The sequence below is a fragment of the Nocardioides sp. Z24_21 genome (assembly GCF_058134345.1).
On sequence record NZ_JBYTTH010000001.1, the window covers coordinates 615,193 to 630,073 of the forward strand.

At 74.0% G+C, this 14,881-nt stretch carries 15 protein-coding genes; 6 read left to right on the forward strand and 9 right to left on the reverse strand.

Annotated elements, in window-relative coordinates:
* Nucleotides 1-74 precede the first annotated feature (74 nt).
* Both dapD and AC3X7Z_RS03010 read left to right on the forward strand, forming a co-directional pair.
* Nucleotides 75-1,013 carry a 2,3,4,5-tetrahydropyridine-2,6-dicarboxylate N-succinyltransferase gene (gene dapD / locus AC3X7Z_RS03005; RefSeq protein ID WP_489975379.1) on the forward strand — a complete coding sequence of 313 codons (939 nt, stop codon included), beginning with the start codon at nt 75-77 and terminating at the stop codon, nt 1,011-1,013.
* 10 nt (nt 1,014-1,023) lie between these two features.
* Nucleotides 1,024-1,989 carry a VldE C-terminal domain-containing protein gene (locus AC3X7Z_RS03010; RefSeq protein ID WP_489974953.1) on the forward strand — a complete coding sequence of 322 codons (966 nt, stop codon included), beginning with the start codon at nt 1,024-1,026 and terminating at the stop codon, nt 1,987-1,989.
* 126 nt (nt 1,990-2,115) lie between these two features.
* Here AC3X7Z_RS03010 and dapC read toward each other — a convergent pair whose 3' ends face one another.
* On the reverse strand, nt 2,116-3,207 hold the full coding sequence (gene dapC / locus AC3X7Z_RS03015; protein ID WP_489974954.1) for a succinyldiaminopimelate transaminase: 1,092 nt from the start codon (nt 3,205-3,207) through the stop codon (nt 2,116-2,118).
* A 42-nt stretch (nt 3,208-3,249) separates the two neighbouring features.
* Nucleotides 3,250-3,576, reverse strand: a complete 327-nt coding sequence (gene fdxA, locus AC3X7Z_RS03020) for a ferredoxin (RefSeq protein ID WP_056604759.1) — start codon at nt 3,574-3,576, stop codon at nt 3,250-3,252.
* Between the two features lie 67 nt (nt 3,577-3,643).
* Here fdxA and AC3X7Z_RS03025 point away from each other — a divergent pair, with 67 nt between their 5' ends.
* The 3 genes from AC3X7Z_RS03025 (at nt 3,644) to aspS (ending at nt 6,932) form a co-directional block, all read left to right on the forward strand.
* Nucleotides 3,644-4,558, forward strand: a complete 915-nt coding sequence (locus AC3X7Z_RS03025; RefSeq protein WP_489974955.1) for a GNAT family N-acetyltransferase — start codon at nt 3,644-3,646, stop codon at nt 4,556-4,558.
* A gap of 34 nt (nt 4,559-4,592) precedes the next feature.
* On the forward strand, nt 4,593-5,396 hold the full coding sequence (locus AC3X7Z_RS03030; protein WP_489974956.1) for a TspO/MBR family protein: 804 nt from the start codon (nt 4,593-4,595) through the stop codon (nt 5,394-5,396).
* 267 nt (nt 5,397-5,663) lie between these two features.
* Complete coding sequence (gene aspS, locus AC3X7Z_RS03035) at nt 5,664-6,932, forward strand: aspartate--tRNA(Asn) ligase (protein WP_489974957.1); 1,269 nt, start codon at nt 5,664-5,666, stop codon at nt 6,930-6,932.
* 11 nt (nt 6,933-6,943) lie between these two features.
* On the opposite strand, the gene AC3X7Z_RS03040 is transcribed toward aspS, so the two are convergent.
* The 4 genes from AC3X7Z_RS03040 to AC3X7Z_RS03055 are packed head-to-tail and all read right to left on the reverse strand — an operon-like array spanning nt 6,944 to nt 10,250.
* On the reverse strand, nt 6,944-8,695 hold the full coding sequence (locus AC3X7Z_RS03040; protein ID WP_489974958.1) for a VanW family protein: 1,752 nt from the start codon (nt 8,693-8,695) through the stop codon (nt 6,944-6,946).
* A gap of 9 nt (nt 8,696-8,704) precedes the next feature.
* Entirely contained in the window at nt 8,705-9,067 is a 363-nt protein-coding gene (locus AC3X7Z_RS03045; RefSeq protein WP_489974959.1) for a hypothetical protein, read from the reverse strand.
* Nucleotides 9,064-9,966, reverse strand: a complete 903-nt coding sequence (gene mshB, locus AC3X7Z_RS03050) for an N-acetyl-1-D-myo-inositol-2-amino-2-deoxy-alpha-D-glucopyranoside deacetylase (RefSeq protein WP_186340581.1) — start codon at nt 9,964-9,966, stop codon at nt 9,064-9,066. The genes AC3X7Z_RS03045 and mshB overlap by 4 nt, the downstream gene beginning before the upstream one ends.
* On the reverse strand, nt 9,963-10,250 hold the full coding sequence (locus AC3X7Z_RS03055; RefSeq protein ID WP_489974960.1) for a hypothetical protein: 288 nt from the start codon (nt 10,248-10,250) through the stop codon (nt 9,963-9,965). Before AC3X7Z_RS03055 ends, mshB begins: the two co-directional genes overlap by 4 nt.
* Before the next feature lie 41 nt (nt 10,251-10,291).
* Here AC3X7Z_RS03055 and AC3X7Z_RS03060 point away from each other — a divergent pair, with 41 nt between their 5' ends.
* Nucleotides 10,292-11,398 (forward strand): hypothetical protein, encoded by a 1,107-nt coding sequence (locus AC3X7Z_RS03060; protein ID WP_489974961.1) that lies wholly within the window; start codon nt 10,292-10,294, stop codon nt 11,396-11,398.
* Nucleotides 11,399-11,590: 192 nt separating this feature from the next.
* Here the strand turns inward: AC3X7Z_RS03060 and AC3X7Z_RS03065 are convergent, their stop codons facing one another.
* Genes AC3X7Z_RS03065 through AC3X7Z_RS03075 form a run of 3 tightly spaced genes read right to left on the reverse strand, consistent with a single transcriptional unit; the run spans nt 11,591 to nt 14,874 of the window.
* Nucleotides 11,591-12,397, reverse strand: a complete 807-nt coding sequence (locus tag AC3X7Z_RS03065) for an acyl-CoA thioesterase (RefSeq protein WP_489974962.1) — start codon at nt 12,395-12,397, stop codon at nt 11,591-11,593.
* 25 nt (nt 12,398-12,422) lie between these two features.
* Nucleotides 12,423-13,496, reverse strand: a complete 1,074-nt coding sequence (locus AC3X7Z_RS03070) for a family 43 glycosylhydrolase (RefSeq protein ID WP_489974963.1) — start codon at nt 13,494-13,496, stop codon at nt 12,423-12,425.
* Between the two features lie 28 nt (nt 13,497-13,524).
* Nucleotides 13,525-14,874, reverse strand: coding sequence for a cytochrome P450 (locus tag AC3X7Z_RS03075; RefSeq protein WP_489974964.1), 1,350 nt, complete (start codon nt 14,872-14,874; stop codon nt 13,525-13,527).
* Nucleotides 14,875-14,881: the final 7 nt, after the last annotated feature.

Consider the following 14,881-nt stretch of genomic DNA (forward strand, 5'->3'; position numbering starts at 1 on the left):
GGCCATGTGGGTCTGGGAAGATCCTTCGGCATCCGATCAGGCCGTCCGACTCGCCGTGGGGCGCCTTCCGTAGGCTGAGCCGCGTGACTGCTGCCTCCGGCTACGGCCTGCTGACCCTGCACGGCGAGACCGTGCTCGACGCCTGGTTCCCCTCCCCCGCGCTCGGTGCGACCGAGGGCGACGCGCCGCCGGAGCTGGCCGCGCTCGAGGGCGACGACGAGGTCCGGGGCGTACGGCGCGAGGTGCGGCTGGTGGAGATCGCCGACCTCGACGAGGCGCCGTCGTCGACCGAGGACGTCTGGCTGCGGCTGCACCTGCTCTCCACCCGGCTGGTCCGTCCCCACGGCACGTCGCTGGAAGGCGTGTTCGGCCTGCTCACCAACGTCGTGTGGACCTCGGCCGGCCCCTGCGCCGTCGAGGGCTTCGAGGCCACCCGCGCCCGGCTGCGCGCCGGCGGCCGGCACGTCACCGTCCTCGGGGTCGACAAGTTCCCCCGCCTCGTCGACTACGTGATGCCCAGCGGCGTACGCATCGCCGACGCCGACCGCGTACGCCTGGGCGCGCACCTCGCCGAGGGCACGACCGTCATGCACGAGGGCTTCGTCAACTTCAACGCCGGCACGCTCGGGGCGTCGATGGTCGAGGGCCGCATCTCCGCGGGCGTCGTCGTCGGCGACGGCTCCGACGTGGGCGGCGGCGCCTCGATCATGGGCACGCTGTCGGGTGGCGGCAAGGAGGTCATCTCGGTGGGCGAGCGCTGCCTGATCGGCGCCAACGCCGGCATCGGCATCTCCCTCGGCGACGACTGCGTCGTGGAGGCCGGCTGCTACGTCACCGCCGGCACCAAGGTCACCGTCACCGACATGGACGGCAAGCCGCAGGTCGTCAAGGCGGCGAGCCTCTCGGGCGTCGACAACATCCTGTTCCGCCGCAACTCGGTCAGCGGCGCCGTCGAGGCCGTGCCGTGGAAGGGCGACGGCGTCGCCCTCAACGCGGCGCTGCACGCCAACTAGCCCTCCGCCCGTGCCCGCCTCCCTCCGTACGGCCGCCATCGGCGTGGTGGTGGCCGTGGGCGCCGTCGCGACCGCCGTGGTGCTCGTGGACCGCGGCGCGGTGCCCCCGCTCCTCGACTCCAGCGGGTGCACCGCCGAGGTCGACGGCCACACCGTCGAGGTCGACCTCGAGCAGGCCGAGAACGCCGCCCTCATCACGGCCGTCTCCATCGAGCGTGGCATGCCCGCGCGGGCGGCGAGCATCGCGCTGGCGACGGCCTACCAGGAGTCCAAGCTCTACAACATCGACTACGGCGACCGCGACTCGGTCGGGCTGTTCCAGCAGCGCCCGTCGCAGGGCTGGGGCAGCGTGGCGCAGCTCACCGACCCGGTCTACGCGACCAACGCGTTCTATGACGCCCTGCAGAAGGTCGAGGGCTACGACTCGATGGAGATCACCGTCGCGGCGCAGGAGGTGCAGCGCTCGGGCTTCCCCGACGCCTACGCCGACCACGAGAAGGACGGCCGCGCGCTCGCCTCGGCCCTCACCGGCAACTCGCCCGGCGCCCTGTGGTGCGACGTCCCGGGCGACGCCGAGGAGGTCGACGACGCGCTCGACGAGTCGGGGCTGGTCTCGCGCGCGACGTCCGTGCGCCGTGCGCTGGAGGCGCGCTTCGGGACGCTGTCGCTGGGCGGGTTCGAGCCCGGCGGGGTCTCCAGCGGCCACATGGAGGACTCGGCCCACTACGACGGCCGGGCGATCGACGTCTTCTTCCGCCCCATCAACGCCGACAACACCAAGCGCGGCTGGGCGGTGGCGTCCTACCTCGTCGCCAACGCCGACCGGCTCGACATCAAGACCGTCATCTTCGACGGCCGCATCTGGCGCGCCGGGACGGACGACGGGTGGCGCGACTACCGCGTGCCGTCCTCCTCCCGCGGCGACCGCGCGATCCTCGAGCACCGCGACCACGTGCACGTCGACGTCTTCGACTGACGTCCTCGGCGGCGGCGGCGGCCGGGCGACTGCCGGCTGTCGGAGTCCCCGCTCGAGCGGGGACTCCGACACCTGGAGGCTGTTGCAACCCCCTCCGAGTGTCGGACTACGCCGACAAGTCGGGGCTCAGCCGGCGAGGCGAGCCACGGCGGCGGCGACCCGCTCGTCGGTGGCGGTGAACGCGACGCGTACGTGCTCGCGCCCCGACGGGCCGTAGAACTCGCCCGGCGCCACCAGGATGCCCTGCTCGGCGAGGTCGGCGACCGTACGCCAGCAGTCCTCGCCCCGGGTCGCCCAGAGGTAGAGCGAGGCCTCGGAGTGGTCGATGCGGAAGCCGGCGACCTGCAGGGCCTCCTTGAGCAGCGCCCGGCGGGGGGCGTAGGTCGCGTGCTGCTCGGCGACGTGCGCATCGTCGTCGAGGGCCGCGATCATCGCGTGCTGCTGAGGGCCGGGCATCTGGAGGCCGAGGTTCTTGCGGACCGCCAGCAGCTCGCCGACGAGGGCGGGGTCGCCGGCGACGAAGGCACACCGGTAGCCGGCGAGGTTGGAGCGCTTGGACAGCGAGTGGACCGCAAGGACGCCGTCGAGCGAGCCGCCGTTGACCTGCGGGTCGAGGATCGAGAGAGGCTTGTCGCCCTCCCACGCGCACTCGATGTAGCACTCGTCGGAGACGAGCACGGTGCCGCGCTCGCGGCACCAGTCGACGACCTTGCGCAGGTGGTCGAGGGGCAGCACGCGCCCGCTCGGGTTGGCCGGGCTGTTGAGCCACAGCAGGCTCGGGACCCGCGGTCCGAACGCGGTCAGCGAGTCGGTCGCCAGGCTCTCCGCGCCGGCCAGCGCCGCGCCGACCTCGTAGGTCGGGTAGGCGAGCGCCGGGTAGCCGACGAGGTCGCCGGGCCCGATGCCCAGGTGCAGCGCGAGGTCGGCGATCAGCTCCTTGGATCCGGTCACCGGCAGCACGCCGTCGAGCCCGAGGCCGCTCACCCCGTGACGTCGGGCGAGCCAGTCGATCGCGGCCCGGCGGGTGTCCTCGAGGCCGATCGTCGTCGGGTAGCCCGGGGAGTCGGCTGCAGAACGCAGCGCGTCCTGCACGACGGCGGGCGTCGGGTCGACGGGCGTGCCGACCGAGAGGTCGCAGATCCCGTCGGGGTGGGCGCGAGCCGTCGCGGCGTACGCCGTCAGCCGGTCCCAGGGGAAGTCCGGGAGGCGCGCGGACACGCGCGGTCGGTGCGCGTGCACCTCAGCCGCCGAGGGGGCAGGTCACTCGTCGTGCTCCTGCGGGGGCAGCGCGGCTACGAGCTCGTGGTCCTTGTCGATGACGCCCATCTTGGCCGCGCCACCGGGCGAGCCGAGGTCGTCGAAGAAGTGGACGTTGGCGTCGTAGTAGCCCTTCCACTCCTCCGGGGTGTCGTCCTCGTAGAAGATCGCCTCGACCGGGCAGACCGGCTCGCAGGCGCCGCAGTCGACGCACTCGTCGGGGTGGATGTAGAGCATCCGCTTGCCCTCGTAGATGCAGTCGACGGGGCACTCGTCGACGCACGCGCGGTCCTTGAGGTCGACGCACGGCTGGGCGATGACGTAGGTCACCTGGTCCTCCTGGAGGCGGGGGTGCTCGGGGTGGGGGAACGTGTCGGTTCACTCTAGTATCCGGCGGGTGTCCGACACGTCAGAACCCCGTGCCGACGAGACGACCACCGGCCGGCACGCCCTCGGCCCGCACGTCGTGGGCCAGCGCGTCGTCGTACGCCATCTCCTGCCGGACGGCCGGGCCACCGACGTGCTCGGCACCTGCACGTCGTGGGACGCCGGCTCGATGACCGTCGATCGGGAGGGGCACGGCCCGGTGGTGATCGCCCTCGCCGACGTCGTCACGGGCAAGCCGGTGCCACCACGCGCGTCGGTGCGCGCCCGGGTGTCCGCACAGGAGGTCGAGGAGCACGTCTCGGCGCTCTGGGACTCGATCACCACCGAGCCGCTCGGTCGGTGGCTCCTGCGGGCCTCGCCGCCGCACGGCGGTCGGCTGCGCCGCCGCGGCAACTCCGCGCTGGCGATGGCCGAGCCGGGCATCGGCTGGGCCGACGCGGCGTTCGGCGTACGCCGGTTCTACGAGGCGCTCGACCAGACGCCGATCGTGCAGGTGCAGCGCGGGTCGGACGTCGAGCGGACCCTCGCCCCGCTGGGCTTCCGGTCGATGGGAGACGGCGACGCGCACGCCCAGCTCGCGTCCGTGGCCCGGGCGCTGCGCTCGGCCCGGGCGGCGGCCCCGGACGTCGCCGCGACGTACGACGAACGGCCGGGCTCCGTGGTGGTGTCGCTCGAGGGCGGCGCCGCGACCGGACGGGGCGTCCTGTCGGGCGACTGGCTGCTGGTCGAGTCGCTCGCCGTCGACGCGGCCCACCGCCGCCGCGGCCTCGCCACGGCGGTCCTCGCGGAGGTCCTCGACTGGGGCGCGTCGTCCGGCGCGACCACCGCCCTGCTGCACGTCGAGACCGACAACGAGGCCGCGATCGCGCTCTACGAGCGGCACGGCTTCGTCACCCACCACACCAACCGCTACCTCGTCGCGTAGCCGGGTCTCACCTGCCGCCCTGTTGGATGGAGGGATGACCGTCACCGAGCGCACCACCGCCCCCGCCCCGACCGGAGCAGACCGCGGACGCCAGGTCGGCGTCACGGTCGCCGAGGTCCTGTGCCTGTACGGCACGCTCGTCGGGGTCGGCGTCGTCGGCACCAGCGTCGAGAGCTCCTCGGGCGGCGCGCTCTCCGCAGACGCCACCCTGCTGGCCCCGCTCGGCCCGGCCTTCTCGATCTGGTCGGTGATCTACGCCGGCCTGGCCGCCTACACGATCTGGCAGTGGCTGCCGTCCTCCGCCACCGACGCCCGTGCCCGCAGCACCGGCTGGCTGGCCGCGGCGTCGATGCTGCTGAACGCCGGCTGGCTGCTCGTCACGCAGCAGGGCTGGCTGTGGGCGAGCGTCGTCGTGATCCTCGCGCTGGTGGTCGTGCTCGGGCTGCTGGTGCAGCGCCTCGCCGACCTCGACCCCGCGCCGTCGCTGCTGCAGCGGGTGGTGGTCGCCGGCACCTTCGGGCTCTACCTGGGCTGGGTCTCGGTGGCCACCTGCGCCAACATCACGGCGACCCTGGTGGCGGAGGGCGTGGACTCCTCGACCCTGGTGGGCGAGCTGGTGGCCGCGCTGGTCATCGCCGTGGTGGTCGGCGTCGCCGCCGTGGTCGTCGCCCGCACCGGGCCGCGCTGGGCCTTCGCCCTCGCGGCGGCCTGGGGCCTGGCCTGGATCGCCGTCGGCCGGCTGACCGACGAGCCCGCCTCGACGCTGGTCGGCATCGTCGCCGCGGTCGCCGCCGCGGCCGTGCTCGCGCTGACCGCCCGCGCCGCCGTCCGCGACTGACCGACTGCGGCCGACCCCACCGGGTCGACCTGGCGGCCGCAGGCGCCGCGAAAATCGGTCGCAGTGGCGGCAGCCCGCGCCCTAGGCTCGCCGCGACGAGCGTGGGGCCTGACGAACCCCCTGCCTGCGGGCAGCGACGCGGTCGTCCGCGCGTCCGGCGTACCCGACGAGAGGCCGGCACCCCACGGGGCCGCCGGCGAAGGTGTGGTGGCACCGCGACCTTGCCCCCGCCCACACCTCCAGGGCCGACACCGACTGGAGGACATCATGAGATCGCTCTGCTCATCGCTCCCGGCCGCCGAGCCCGGCTCGACCGTGACCCTCGAGGGGTGGGTGCACCGTCGCCGCGAGCTGTCGCGCGTGACCTTCCTCGTGCTGCGCGACCGCAGCGGTCTTGCCCAGGTGGTGCTGCCACCGGGGGCGAGCGTGCCTCCTGAGGAGACGACCGTCCGGGTCACCGGCACCGCCACCCGCACGCCCCAGGCGCCGGGCGGGGTCGAGGTCACCGACGCCCGGGTCGAGGCGCTCACCTCGGACGCGGCCACCCCGCCGGCGGAGCTGTGGCGCCCCGCGCTCGACGTGTCGCTGCCGACGCTGCTCGACCACGCGCCCGTCCTCTGGCGCCACCCTGGCCAGCGGGCGCGCTGGCAGCTCGCCGCCGCCTCGCTGCGGGGCTTCCGCTCGACCCTGGACGCGAAGGGCTTCACGGAGGTCGCCACCCCCAAGCTGGTGGCGTCGGCGACCGAGTCGGGTGCGTCCGTCTTCGAGGTGGACTACTTCGGGCGCCCGGCCTACCTCGCCCAGAGCCCGCAGTTCCACAAGCAGCAGCTCGTCGGCGTCTTCGAGCGGGTCTACGAGGTGGGCCCGGTGTTCCGTGCCGAGCCGCACGACACGGTGCGCCACCTCGCGGAGTACCGCTCCCTCGACGTCGAGCTCGGCTTCGTGCGCGACCACCGTGACGTGCTGGCCGTGCTGCGCGACGTGCTCTCCGGGATGGTCGGGGCGCTGGGCCACGAGGACGAAGCGCTCCACCTCACCGGCGCTCGCCTGCCCGTCGTGCCGGCGCAGATCCCGGTCGTGCACTTCGCGGACGCGCTCACGATCGTCGGCGCGCCGGCCGACGAGCCCGACCTGTCACCCGAGCACGAACGGGCGCTGGGTGCGTGGGCGCTGGCCGAGCACGGCTCCGAGCTGCTCGCGGTGGAGGGCTACCCCATGACGAAGCGACCCTTCTACACCCACCCCCAGCCCGGGGACGAGCGCTGGTCCAACAGCTTCGACCTGCTGTTCCGCGGCCTCGAGCTGGTCACGGGCGGCCAGCGGCTGCACCGGCCGGCGGACTACGAGCGGGCCATCCGGGCGCGCGGCGAGGAGCCCGCGGCGTACGACGCCTACCTCCAGGCGTTCCGGCACGGGATGCCGCCGCACGGCGGGTTCGCGATCGGGCTCGAGCGGTGGGTGGCGCGCCTGGTGGAGGCGGCCAACGTCCGCGAGGTCACCCTCTTCCCGAGGGACCTGCACCGGCTGGCGCCCTAGGCGCGGTCCGGCTACTCGTCGACGGCGTCGGGGTTGGTGCAGATCACCGTGTCGCTCGGGATGTAGGTGGTGCTGAAGACCTCGTCCTCGCGCGTCTCGGTGTTGTCGCCGACCGGCTCGAAGCGGCGTACGACGTCGATGTCGAAGCCGCCGAAGCCCTGGTTGGCGTGACACGTCAGGGAGTCGATGCGACGGGTCTCGGGCTGGGTGAGGTTGTGGCGCTCGCCCGTGGTGGACGTGATCTTCCAGTGCTTGGTGGAGTACATCGTCACGGTCACCGCGCCCGAGGAGGACGGCGTGGAGTTGGTGAAGGAGGTGTCGATCAGCACGCCGTAGGGGGTGTCGTTGCGGAAGCGCAGGTCGACCGCACCCCAGGCCACGGTCGCCTCGCGGCCCACCGGGTAGCGGTCGATGTAGAACGAGTGGGGCTTGTGCTCGACGTCCTCGAGGCCGGCGAAGAACATCGCGTTGAAGAGGGTGGTGGCCATCTGCGACACCCCGCCGCCGAGGTCCTGCACGAGGATGCCGTCGTTGATCACGTAGCCCTTGGTGAAGCCGTTGGCCTCGGTGCGCTCGCCGACCGTGTCGTTGAGCGAGAAGGTCTCCCCCGGCTTGAGCAGGGTGCCGTCGATGAGCTCGGCGGCGCGGCCGATGTTGACGTTGCGGTACTCCGCGTAGGGGAAGTAGGTCGTGAAGGTCGAGACCCGCTCGCGGACGCGGAGCGCGCGGGCGTCCTTGGTCGTGAAGTCGGGCTTGGCGACCTTGGCAGTGAGGGCCAGGGTGCGCTCGCCCTGCGGCTTGGCGACGACGTCGAGGAAGCCCGCCTCGAGCTCGGCGGGGTCGAACGTGACGCCCGGCTTGGCCGGGACGACCCGCGGCTTGCCGCCGACCAGCGCGACGGAGGCGTCGACGGGCGCGCCCTGGGTGACCGTGCCCGCGACCACCTCCGACAGCACCGCGGCGTCGAGCGTGGGCACCAGCTCGCCGTCGGTCGGCACGAGCGAGAGGGCGCCGGTGTAGTCGGCCGGGAACACCTTCACGTCGGAGCCCTCGAAGCGCAGGACGACGGGCGCGGCGACGGCCGGCGAGGCGAACCCGTCGAGTGCCTCCTGCACGTCGGAGGCGTCGATGTCGGGCTGCACCTCGACCATCTCGAGGGCGACCACGTCGGGCTCCTCCTCGAGGAAGGCGGACTCGAGCGCCGCCAGCGTGTCGCTGGGGTCGAGCGCGCGACCGGCGCGGGCGTCGGTGGTCTCGAGCCGGTTGCCGGCGAAGGCGATCGCGCCGTCGCGCGGGGCCTCACCGTGCTGCTCGTCGAGCTCGGCGAGGAAGGCGTTGTAGGCGGCCTCGTCGACCTCGACCACCGCCTCGGAGGCGTCACCGCCGGTGAAGTAGTCCCAGAGCCGGACCGGGTCCCAGCTGCGCTCGCCGCCGGACTCGGCGACGGAGGCCTCGTAGTCGACCGACAGCCCGGCCGTGGCCGGGTCGACCGCCACCTGCTCGCCGTCGACGGTCGTGGCGATGTCGCGGGCGACCCGGTCGGCGAGTCCGGCGCGGAGCCGCTCCGCGGCCTCCTCCTGCGGGTGCCCGCCGATGCGCACGCCGGCGACGGTCGTGTTGCGCGGCACCTTGTCGCCGGCGACGTAGTGCGCGGCGGCGTAGAGACCGCCGAACAGCACCACGATCCCGACGAGGAGCCACAGCACGACGGACGCGCCGGCCTTCTCCCGGGGCTGCGCGGCACTGGTCTGGTTCTTCGGCACGCGGCGAGTCTAGGAGGGCAGGCCGCGAACCCCGGGATCGTCGGCGCGAGCCGCGGGCGTACGACGACTCGCCCCGACCGTGGCCAGCGCGACCCCGAGGAGCACCGCCGATCCGGCCAGGAACGACCACCCCGCCGCGTCCGCGGAGATCAGGTGGCCGCCGCCGGGCCCCTCGAGGGCGCCTCGCGCGACCGGTGCGCACCAGCCCAGCGCGAAGGCCACTCGCGGGGCGCCCGCCGGCAGCCAGCCGAGGACGGCCACGGCGGCCCCCAACGCGAGCAGCAGTCCCCACCAGCGCTGGTGCACGAGCGTCCCGGCTGCGCCCGAGACCAGACCGACCAGGAGGGCGACCGGGACGAGGAGCGCCCTCACAGACCCGCGAACAGGTCCTCCTCGAAGCCGTCCGGGCCCGGGGCGCCCGGCGTGCCCTTGGCGATGCGGTAGTACTCGTCGGACCACCACGAGTGCCCGCTCTCCGCGCCCGCGAAGAACCCGCCGTCCTGCTGCACCTGGGTGCGGTGCTGGGCCAGCGCGTCCATCTTGCGCTGCACCGTGGCCGCGCCGTCGACGCGCGCGCTGATCAGCTCGTCCGGGGTCACGAAGGGCGGCAGCTTGCCGTCGGGGTCCATCCCGGCGAAGGTCTCGGTGTCGCCGGACTCGCGCAGCTGGCGCAGGCTCTCGCGCATCCGCGACTCGCTCATCGCGGTCCAGTAGACCTTGGCGATGTCGTGGGGCTCGCCGAGGTCGAGCTTGTAGGACGGCACGGCCGCCAGCTGCGCGCCGTACATCGCGACGCGGTGGGCCTGGATGTGGTCGGGGTGGCCGTAGCCGCCGAACTGGTCGTAGGTGACGAGCACCTGCGGGCGGACCTCGCGGATCACCTTGACCAGCTCGTCGGCGGCCTCGGTGAGGTCGGCGTTCCAGAAGGCGTTGTCGGGCAGCGTGTCCGCGGCGACCGCGTGACCCTCCTCGTGCCAGGCCATGCCGGAGTCGTGGAAGCGGCCGAACCCGCCGAGGAAGCGGTGGTCGGTGACGCCGAGCACCTTCATCGCCTCGTCGAGCTCACCGCGGCGGTGCTCGCCGAGCCCGCCCTGCTCCTCGTAGGCGAGGTGGGAGAGCTCGGGCACGAGCACCTCCCCCATCTCGCCGGCGGTGCAGGTGACGAGGGTGACGCCGACGCCCTCGTCGACGTAGCGCGCCATGGTGGCGCCGTTGTTGATGCACTCGTCGTCGGGGTGGGCGTGGACGAGCAGCATGCGTCGGTCGGTCATGACTCAGAGCCTAGGTCGGGACGCTTGATCCGGCGGGGAGCAGTGGGCAGGTCGAGCGCGGGGGGCGGGGCGTCGTGGCCGTCCTCGTCGAGCCAGCCGTCATGGACGTCGACCAGGACCTCCAGCATGAACGCCGGGGCATCGCTGAGCACCGCCCAGGGATGGTCCTCGTCGTCGTCCTCGCCCGCGAGCCGCTCGCGCTCCACGTGCGCCTCGAAGCCGTCGGCGCGCAGCCGGGCGACGACCGCCTGCGCGTCGTCCTCGTCGAAGAAGATCGCCCTCACGCGAGCATTGTCCACCGCCCGCGGCTGGCTAGGGTCGGAGGATGACCACCGCCTCCGAGCCGCCCGACGTCGTGGGGGTGCACCTGAGGCGCACCGACGAGAACGTCCGCGAGATCGCGGCCCTCGCCGAGGTGCTGGGCGAGCCGGCCGGGCTCGACGGGCTGCTCGACGACCTGAAGTGGGACCTGCGCCGATCCCGGGCGCCGCGCCTGCTCGGCCGGGCGGTGCGCGAGGCGTACCGCTGGGACTCCTACGACGAGCGCGACGTGCAGTGGTACCCCCAGGGCATCTCGACCAGCGCCGACGCCTCCGACACCGAGGACATCGCCGGGCGCCGGGTCCTGGTGACGACCTGGTACTCCACCGGCCGCGACGGCGTGAAGCGCGGCTCGCGGGTCAGCGTCGTCGACCTCGACTCCCGTCGCTACCGCCACGTGCTGCTCGTGGTGCCGGTCCTCGACGAGTCCGGTGCGCTCACGCTGCGCCCGATGAGCATCCACGCCGGCGGCATCGTGTGGGCCGGGCCCTACCTCCATGTCGCCGCGACGGCCCGGGGGTTCGTGACTGCCCGCGTCGACGACATCATGCGGGTGCCCGGCGACGACGACCACCAGGACCGGTTCGGCATCGAGGGCGCCACCCTCCACTCCTACGGCCACCGCTACGTGCTGCCGGTGCGCTTCACCTACCGGGCCTCCGCCGACGAGGGGCACGAGAAGCTGCGCTACTCGTTCATGTCGCTCGACCGCCACTGCGACCCGCCGGCGCTGGTGGCCGGCGAGTACGCGCTGCACCGGGACGCGACGCGGAGGCTGGCCCGCTACGAGCTCGACCCGGAGACGTGGCAGCTCGCGACCGGCGAGGACGGCTCCTCGCGGCCGCTCGCGGTCGACGACGGCGGGGTGCGGCAGATGCAGGGGGCGGTGATGGCCGGTGGGCGCTACCACGTCTCGGTCTCGCGCGGTCGGCTGACGCCCGGCAGCGTGTGGTCCGGGCGCCCCGGCTCGATGCGCGAGCGGCGCTGGGCGCTCCCGATGGGGCCCGAGGACCTGTCCTACTGGCCCTCGACCGACCGGATCTGGTCGGTCACCGAGCATCCCCGCCGCCGCTGGATCGTGGCCATGGACCGGCGGTGGCTCGACCGCTGAGCCGGCCGCCGGTGCCCGGGGTCGCCGGGGTCGCGTTCCCGGGGTGCTGATGGTTCATCAAGGTATGCAGGGAAACCCGCACTTCCCACGGTGAGCTGACCGAGGGAAGTGCGGGTCCAGCGACATACCTTGATGAACCGTCGGTCGCCGGGAGCACCTGAGTCGCTAGGAGACTCAACGGACAGGGCGCGGTCAGCGGCGGGGCTGCATGGCGAGCTGGCGGCTCTGGGCGACGAGCCGGCCGGCGGAGTCCCAGACCTCGCAGTCCTCCTCGAACATCCCGCCCGCCACGTTGCGGGTGCGGTGGGAGACGGTGAGCCAGCCGGGCGCAGGGACGCCCCGGACGTGCACGGTGAGCTCGAGCGTCGGGGCCCAGCCGGGCCGGCCGAGGTCGAAGGTGACCGGCGGGAGGGCGTCGCACACCATCAGCAGACCCACCGGGTCGACGTCGTGGCCGTCGGCCATCCGGAACCACGCCTGGATGTGCCCCTTGCCGCTGGGCTCGCCCATCGCCCAGCCGACGCAGGCCGGGTCGAAGCGCATGTCGAAGCGCTCCATCATCGGCGCCAGGCGTCGTACGTCCTCCGGGGCGGTGGAGGCGGGCACGCACTCCTCGAGCGGCGGGAGCACCGGCTCCTCCGCCGTGGTGTCCACGTCGTCGGGCATCGCCCGGAGGTCGCCGTAGGTCGCCAGCACCGAGATGCGGGTGGTGCCCTCCTGGCCGAGCTCGGCGGCCACCGTCGCGACCGAGCCGCCCTCGCGGAGCACGCGGGTGGACACCTGGGCGGGCCCGGGCCGCGAGGCGGACACGTAGTGGGCGCTCACGGCGAGCGGGTGGGGCTTGGCGGGCACCGTCTCGGCGATGGCGCGGCCCACGACGCCGAGGAGGTAGCCGCCGTTGACCCCGCCCCCGACGATCCAGCCGGGGTCGAGCTCGGCGCCGAACAGGCCGTCGCCGGCGGCGGTCAGGGAGGTGTGCGCGTCCCACTCGGAGGCCATCCGAAGAGCCTAGGGCGGGCCCGCGTCAGCGGGCGCGGAGCCAGGAGGTGACCTGCGGCACACCGTCGGCCCAGCCCAGCCGGGCGGCGTACAGCGCCCGCCGGCCCCGCTGGCGCGGCTTGTGGTCCCACTTGCCCCTGCCGGCGCACGGGAGCGCGGTGCCGCGGCACGTCCAGCCGTGCAGGAACGCGATGAGGCCGCCGCGCCGGCCCTCGACCAGGTCGGCGCCACCTGGACCGCAGAGTCCGGTGGTCGTGGTGTCCAGGAACACCCCGCCCGTGGCGGTCGACCAGTCGAGCAGGGCGGGCGAGCGTCGCCAGGTGGTGCGGTAGCCGCAGCGCGTCCAGTCGCCCTCGGATGCGAACAGCACGTAGCCCTCGGGCCGCAGCGTGAGGACGGGGTTCTCCAGGACCCCCTCGGAGCGCAGCAGCTCCTGGCTCGTCGCGCCGCTCCTGACCGACTGCCCGTCACGGGTGAGCGCGACGATCCGGATGGTGGAGGGGATCCGGTCGGTCTTGTAGAACAGGTAGGACGTGCCGTCGACGTCGCGGAACCAGGACGGGTCGATCACCCCGGCCCGTGGCAGGGTCGGGTCGCGCGGCAGGAGCGGGTCCTGCGCCAGCGGCGTCCCGGCGTACGACGGACACACGAGCGGCGCGCTGCCGACGGGGCGGAACGGCCCGCGGGCCGAGCGTGACCGGGCCACGCCGATGCAGCGGCCGTGCTCGCCCATCCCCTTCACCGGCGTCGCGTAGTAGAGCAGCCACCGTCCGCGCACCCGCGCCACGTCGACCGCCCACACGCCGCCGGCGCGCGACCACGACGGCTTGTGCGTCAGCAGGCTCGGCCCGCGCCGCCACGGGCCGTCGGGCTGCCGCGACCAGGCGTGCGGCACGAGGTCTCCGGTGGCGTACGCGACCAGGCCGCCGGGGGTGGTGACCACCGCGGGGTCGGGGAAGTCGAGGTTGAGCACCGGCCGCGGCACCCACTCCTCCGCGGGGGCGGCGGAGGCCGGACCGGAGGCGGCCGGGCCGACGACGGACAGCAAGGTCGCGGCGAGCAGCAGCACGAGCAGGCGGGCTGCTCCTCGTTTCGGCACCGGGGGAACGTACCCGCCGACGGCCGGGTCAGGGACGCAACGTGGCCGGGAGCCGCTCGAACCCGCGCAGGATGCGGGTCTCGCGACGACCGGCGCCGGGCTCGAGCCGCAGGTCGGGGAACCGCTCCCAGATCGCCCGCAGGCCGACCTCGCCCTCCATCCGGGCGAGCTGCGCGCCGAGGCAGTGGTGCCGGCCGGCGGAGAAGGAGATGTGCTCGCGCGCGTTGGGGCGTGCGACGTCGAAGCGCAGGGGGTCGGTGAAGACGGCAGGGTCGCGGTTGGCGCCGCCCAGGATCGCGGTGACCATCGCGCCGCGGCGCACCGGAGCGCCGCCGACCTCGGTGTCGCGCACCGCCATCCGGCCGGTCAGCAGCACGGGCGGGTCGAGGCGCAGCGCCTCCTCGACCGCGTTGGGCCACAGGGACGGGTCGGCGGCGAGCGCGGCCCGCTGGTCGGGGTGGTCGTGCAGCAGCGAGATGCCGTTGCCCAGCAGGTTGACCGTCGTCTCGAAGCCGGCCGCCAGGACCAGCCCCGCCGTGGCCTTGAGCTCGGTCTCGTCGAGGCCGCGGCCCTCCTCGCGCGCGGCGACGAGCTGGCTGAGCAGGTCGTCGCCCGGGTCTCGGCGCAGCGACTCCAGGTGCTCGCCGAGCCAGTCGTCGAACCGGGCCAGCGCCCGGCTGACCGAGCGGTAGCGCCAGAAGCCCAGCCCGAGGTCGAGGCTCGGGGCAGCGGCCGAGCCGAAGGCGAGCACCTGGCCCCGGTCGCGCTCGGGCACCCCGAGGATCTCGGCGATGACGGTGACCGGCAGGACCGCGCAGTAGGTCTCGACGAGGTCGATCGGGCCGGTCGCGCGGGGCGCCAGGGAGTCGAGCAGGTCGGCGGCGATCTCCTCGGTGCGCGCCCGCAGCCGCTCGACGGCGCGCATGGTGAAGACGCGGGTGACGAGCCGGCGGTAGCGGGTGTGGTCGGGCGGCTCGGTCACCAGCAGCGACGGCGGCTCGACCGGGTGGAGCGAGTCGGGGGCGGCCCAGCGGGTGACCCGGCCGAGCGCACCCTGCGCGGTCGGCAGGCCCGTACGGAAGTCGTCACTGGTGAGCACGTGGCGCACGGCCGCGTGGTCGGTGGTGACGTGGCCGAGCCGGGAGCGGTAGAGCGGTCCGCGCGACCGGATCTCCTCGATGAGGTCGAACACCTCGTCGGCGCCCGTCGCGCCGACCCTGATCAGCCGGGCCTGCAGGTCGCCGCGACCGGCTGCGCGGCGCAGCACGAGGGTGGGCAGCCCGTGGGCCACGCCCCAGTGGACGCCCGACCTCAGCTCGCGTGCGACCCCCGGCCCCCCCGGCGTCCCACGGACTGGGCGGGACGCGGGCGAGGACATGCTCCGA